Origin of the sequence: Mixta sp., from assembly GCF_024610815.1 — a bacterium.
GTDB lineage: Bacteria > Pseudomonadota > Gammaproteobacteria > Enterobacterales > Enterobacteriaceae > Mixta > Mixta calida.
In genome coordinates, this window is sequence record NZ_JANION010000202.1 from 1 (window position 1) to 4,631 (window position 4,631).

At 58.6% G+C, this 4,631-nt stretch carries 5 protein-coding genes and 1 pseudogene; 1 reads left to right on the forward strand and 5 read right to left on the reverse strand.

Translation table 11 applies throughout. The features are described 5' to 3' along the window. Window positions 1–100: 100 nt before the first annotated feature. The gene (locus MYY08_RS15145) at window positions 101–946 is read right to left on the reverse strand and encodes a hypothetical protein (RefSeq protein ID WP_502888475.1); all 846 of its coding nucleotides are present in this window, start codon (window positions 944–946) and stop codon (window positions 101–103) included. Window positions 947–1,210: 264 nt separating this feature from the next. Between MYY08_RS15145 and MYY08_RS15150 the strand changes: the two genes are divergently transcribed. Continuing rightward, entirely contained in the window at window positions 1,211–1,372 is a 162-nt protein-coding gene (locus MYY08_RS15150) for a hypothetical protein (RefSeq protein ID WP_156462408.1), read from the forward strand. A gap of 261 nt (window positions 1,373–1,633) precedes the next feature. On the opposite strand, the gene MYY08_RS15155 is transcribed toward MYY08_RS15150, so the two are convergent. The 4 genes and pseudogenes from MYY08_RS15155 to MYY08_RS15170 all read right to left on the reverse strand — a co-directional run. Beyond that, on the reverse strand, window positions 1,634–1,930 hold the full coding sequence (locus MYY08_RS15155; protein WP_038626512.1) for a type II toxin-antitoxin system RelE/ParE family toxin: 297 nt from the start codon (window positions 1,928–1,930) through the stop codon (window positions 1,634–1,636). Further along, complete coding sequence (locus MYY08_RS15160; protein ID WP_038630021.1) at window positions 1,927–2,205, reverse strand: hypothetical protein; 279 nt, start codon at window positions 2,203–2,205, stop codon at window positions 1,927–1,929. The genes MYY08_RS15155 and MYY08_RS15160 overlap by 4 nt, the downstream gene beginning before the upstream one ends. Window positions 2,206–2,261: 56 nt before the next feature. Beyond that, window positions 2,262–3,287 carry a site-specific tyrosine recombinase XerC gene (gene xerC / locus MYY08_RS15165; RefSeq protein WP_084970824.1) on the reverse strand — a complete coding sequence of 342 codons (1,026 nt, stop codon included), beginning with the start codon at window positions 3,285–3,287 and terminating at the stop codon, window positions 2,262–2,264. Between the two features lie 44 nt (window positions 3,288–3,331). Then, window positions 3,332–4,303, reverse strand: a pseudogene (locus MYY08_RS15170) (DNA primase); the annotation flags it as partial. Window positions 4,304–4,631 lie beyond the last annotated feature (328 nt).

Below are 4,631 nucleotides of genomic sequence, written 5' to 3' on the forward strand. Positions count from 1 at the left end.
GGCATATAAAGCAAGACCAGTCAGGAAGATAGAAAGCATGCTAATCAAAACAAAGAAAACAAGAAGTAATATTGACCTCATTTCTTATTTCCCTCTTGCTTCATTTTTTTTCTGTATACTTCCCCCCTAACTCTGAAGTGATACTTCCCCCAATATCACCAATCAAACCAGGGAAATTACTTGGTGTCATTTCCTTCGAAATGCCAAAATCACCTTTTATCTCTGTATATTTCTGTAAGGTTGAATTGAATTTCGGATCCCAGCCCTCCTTCCACCAGTTTGCCCCTGTATTAGTCCCCCAAGAAATACCCTTTCCTATACCGTAACCAATGCCTGCACCAACACCGTTTGTTATTGCTCCAGATAGTGGAGCTTTATCATCCAGCCAGTTACCCAGTGCACCGCCCGCAGCATTCCAGCCAACAGTACCCGCCAGGCCATTGCCCATGCTGATAACGTTCACCCAGCCAGCAATAGCCGCATTCGCCGGATCTATCGTGCTATCCGCCAGACAACTGATACCTGCATTCGCACCGGCTCCAAGACCCCACATAGCCTGAGCGCCACCCGGTAACAGGGCAACACTACCTGTAGCAAGCGCCAACCCTACGGCATCACGTTCATTCATTGCTTTCTGACATGCGGCCCCACTCGGATTGTCAGAACAGGTCGCCATATCGACGCCATGCTGGCGTATCCATGCAGCCTGAGCATCTTCACTACCGCCGAGTAAATTATTCTCAACAACAACTTCTTCCGTTGTACAGTCAGCCGCCGCAACCGCTTTTTCCCTGTTCTTTCCGCCACTTACAGATGATTCTGGCTGAGGCATTTCCTGAGCTACAACTTTTTGCCCCGACGCGCCTTTTTCGCCCGTACACGCTACCGCACCACTGAGCATCACCGCGCACAGCATCCATGTGAGGGCTTTCCTTATCCGTTTCATTCCGCTTTCCCTGCGTTATCCTGCTGCGCATTTTAACAGCATCTTCTCCCCTGTCATTACCGGTCCAGCGCGGCGGGAGCCGGGTCACAGCTTGCTGTGACCCGGTGAACCGTCTGCCGGGCGCGGGCTGGCGAAGCCCGCAAGCGCTGTACAGCGCTCTGAGGCACGGAAGGCTGAGGGAACGAACGGGTTTGCATGGCCACACCAGGCCGGGGTGGGAAGCGGAAGCTGGCGAGGCGGGTACGAGCAACGCAGCGCAGCGCAGTGCGAGCCGTCGCAGACAGACGACGCCGGGCGGGCATTAAGCCCTTTAGCGGAGGCCGTCAGGCCGACTTCCTCTGGGGGTTACTTACCGGCGATGACGCGGCTGACGCCGCCTGGGATGGCGGCCGCACCCCGGCGCTGAACGCGGGGCGCACGCCATAATGCAGATTATACGCATACGAGCGCATGACGTTGTTTCAGGAAGGAGTCAGGTGTGAATCGCGAGAGTGCGTGTAATCTCCCGCATTATGGTTAATGGACGCGCGGCGGCCATCCCGTACCTGCATATTGCACAGCGGACCGGCCGCCGCACGGCCATTTACCCCGCGACGCACGGAACAGGATGAAGGCAGATCGCGCCACGGATGGCGCGCCCTGCCGCACAGCGAACAGCCCGGCTTACAGAGGGCTCCGCTAACTCTGCTAACTTTCCGGCGAGACCGGCGGCCAGCATCGGGCCGTGTGGATCAGCGTCACTATCCAGACGATACCGGCTTCTTCATCCAGCTCATACACAAGCCGGTAATGTTCATGCGGTATCAGCTCCCGCGTACCCGCTATTTTTCCCGGCGCACCCATCAGCGGCTGCTCTGCCAGCCTGGCCGCGGCTTCACTGAACCGCTCATCCATCTCCGCCGCAGCCAGCGGGTTTCGTTCCTCGAGGTAATCCCATATTGCTGTACGGTCGTTGAGCGCCTCCTGCGCCCACAGCACCTTCACGCTTTCCCCGCCAGTTTTGCCCGACGCGCGGCGAACTGCGCTTCAGCCTCTTCGTTGCTCACAACGTTATCTGCTCGTATATCCTGCCGTCCTCTCTCCACTTTCTGCGCCAGGTAAGTATCGTAAGCCCGACTCTCGCTCTGGCGACGGATGTATTCCCGCATCAGCTCGCGTATTACCTGCGAGGCCGGTCTGTCACTGGCTTTCGCAGCGGCGATGAACTCTTCCCGCAGCGAGCTTTCCAGCTTCATCGTGAACACCGCTTCTTTAGGCATGGCTCTTTCTCCCACTCTGCTTAAGTACTGACCAAGTATATACCTTATCATCACCTTTACTCCATCCTGTCTGGTTTCTGGTTGTCCCGCTGCTCTGCCGGATGCGTTGACGCATGGACCGCCTGAAGCGCCTTTATGCTCACCTGCGTGTATATCTGCGTGCTCTCCACGCTCCTGTGACCCAGCATCGCCTGTATCCACCGCAGGTCCGCGCCGTTCTCCAGCATCTGCGTCGCCATTGCGTGACGGAACAGGTGGCAGCTTCCCCTGTCGATGCCCGCCGCTCTCAGGTACGGCACCACCGCCTGCGTGATGCCGTTCGCCGTCAGCCCCGCCACGCCGTCCATCGCCAGGAACAGCGCCCGGCAGCCTGGCGTGACAGCTATTTCCGGCCTCACCTGGCTGAGGTAGCGCTCAAGCCACCACAGCGCACGCTCTCCCGCCGGCACCACCCGGTCTTGGTTTCCCTTGCCCTGTAAGCTCAGCGTCCGCCGCACGAAGTCCGTGCTGTATATCTCAAGCCTGGCCGCCTCGCCGCGCCGGATGCCCGTTGACCACAGCAGCTCCATCAGCGCACGGTCGCGCACGCCCTGAAGCGTCGTCAGGTCGCACAGCGCCAGGATGTCTTCTACCTGCTCCACGCTCAGTATCGTGCGCGGCAGCCGCCGCTCCAGCCGCGGCAGCTCCAGGTCCGCCGCCGGATTCGCCAGTATCAGCCCCTGTTTTGTCAGCCAGGAGAACCACACCTGAAGCGGCTGAAGCGCCGTCCGCTGCGTCCGGCTGCTCAGCGGCTCCCCGTTCGTTTTTCGGTAGCCGTACAGCCAGCGCTGCCAGCTCTCCAGCACCGGACGGGTCACCTCCGCCGCGTACCGGATACCCCGTTCATCCGCCCAGCAGATAAAGCGATAACTGTGATGCGTCTGCACCTTCAGCGTCGTCTCTGACCAGTTGCGCTCCCGCCGCCACCGCACGAACCGCAGCAGCGCATACAGGCTTTTCGGGTCGGACGCCGGGCCAACCGGCTGGCGGTAGATTTCATCGACGGTAAGCAGGCGGTCTGAACGGGGTTTGCGGTTGGCCATGATGACACTCCTTTGTCAGAACGGGCGCTGTCTGCGGCAGGCGGCTAAGAAGGAAGGCTGACTGACGAAGGCGAAGGCGGCAGCGGGGTTTTCTTTTTCTCTCTTATTACTGCGTTTTCAGCAACCCGAACCGCTTCACCCGCCGGGCCTTCTCCTGCCTGCCCTGACGCCGATTTTCCCGGCCCGAACTTATCCCGAACCTGACCCGAACTTAAGGCGGACTTACTCTCTTCCGGCCCGAACTTACGTTTACCGCCTTCGTCATCTCCGGCTTTTTCATTCACGCTCAGCAGCCCGCACAGGTGGCTTTCCTCACCGCTGCCGCCGTCCCACAGCAGCTCATAGCGCAGCAGGTGACCGCGACTGCCGCCGTGGGTTAACAGGTACTCCATTTCACTCAGCCGCAGGCAGTGGTGCTTGAGCTGGCTGTCGCTCCAGTTCGTCCACGCCCGGATGTCCCGCCGCGTGAACCGCACCTCTGAAGGCAGGCAGTTCTGCCGCTGCGCAGTCTCCTGCACCATCGCCTGTATCAGCAGCAGCAGCTTCCGCGTCTGCGGCGGCATCTCGTCCAGCGTCCGGCCCAGGACCTCATGCGCCAGCCGGTTCGCCAGCCGGATGTCTGACGGCTGCACCTCGATATACTCGATAACGCTGCCGCGATGCTCCGTCCGCTTCACTGTCCGCTGGTACTGGTGCAGCAGCGCAACGCTCTGTATCAGGGTGAGGTATTTCATATGGTCGCGCCGGGTGCGCGTTTTGTCGCTCAGGAACGTCAGTTGCTCCGCGTAAGGGTTCACCACCTTCAGCGGGCGCAGCCGCCGCTGCGCGTTCCGGTGTAACCGGGCCAGATAACCCTTTTCCGACTGCGCCAGTAAGCCTTCCAGCGTCTGCGCCCGCCGCTGCTGCGCGTGTATTGCTTCCGTCTGCTCTCTGGACTCGTTCACCGTCAGCACCAGGCAGCGGTTCAGCAGCTCCTCGTCCACGTCTGAAGCGGTTGTCGAAGTGATCACCGGGCCGGGCCAGTTGATCATCCGGCTGCTCGGGGAGGAGTAGATATGCCGCGAAGAAGATAACGTGCTGGTTATAAAGTAAAACTCCCCGCTTTTGAGAGCGGAGAATTTATATTTAGTCATCGCACCTAAGGTTTAGGTTGAACTTATTGAAGATCATTATGAATGTTCATTTCGATAATAAACGTACCAACAACCTATTCCAACCACTATACCTCCAAACGAAGCGCCTCTGATGATTTTATATAGCCCGGGCAAATATGTCAGAAAGGGAACGTCACGGACAAAATACAGATATATTTTTGCAAAGGCATATACAACCAACCCTATGAAG

Coding starts and splice junctions, on each gene's coding strand:
- MYY08_RS15145 (WP_502888475.1), bottom strand. CDS start 946: ATGAAACGGATAAGGAAAGCCCTCACATGGATGCTGTGCGCGGTGATG.
- MYY08_RS15160 (WP_038630021.1), bottom strand. CDS start 2,205: ATGCCTAAAGAAGCGGTGTTCACGATGAAGCTGGAAAGCTCGCTGCGG.
- xerC (WP_084970824.1), bottom strand. CDS start 3,287: ATGGCCAACCGCAAACCCCGTTCAGACCGCCTGCTTACCGTCGATGAA.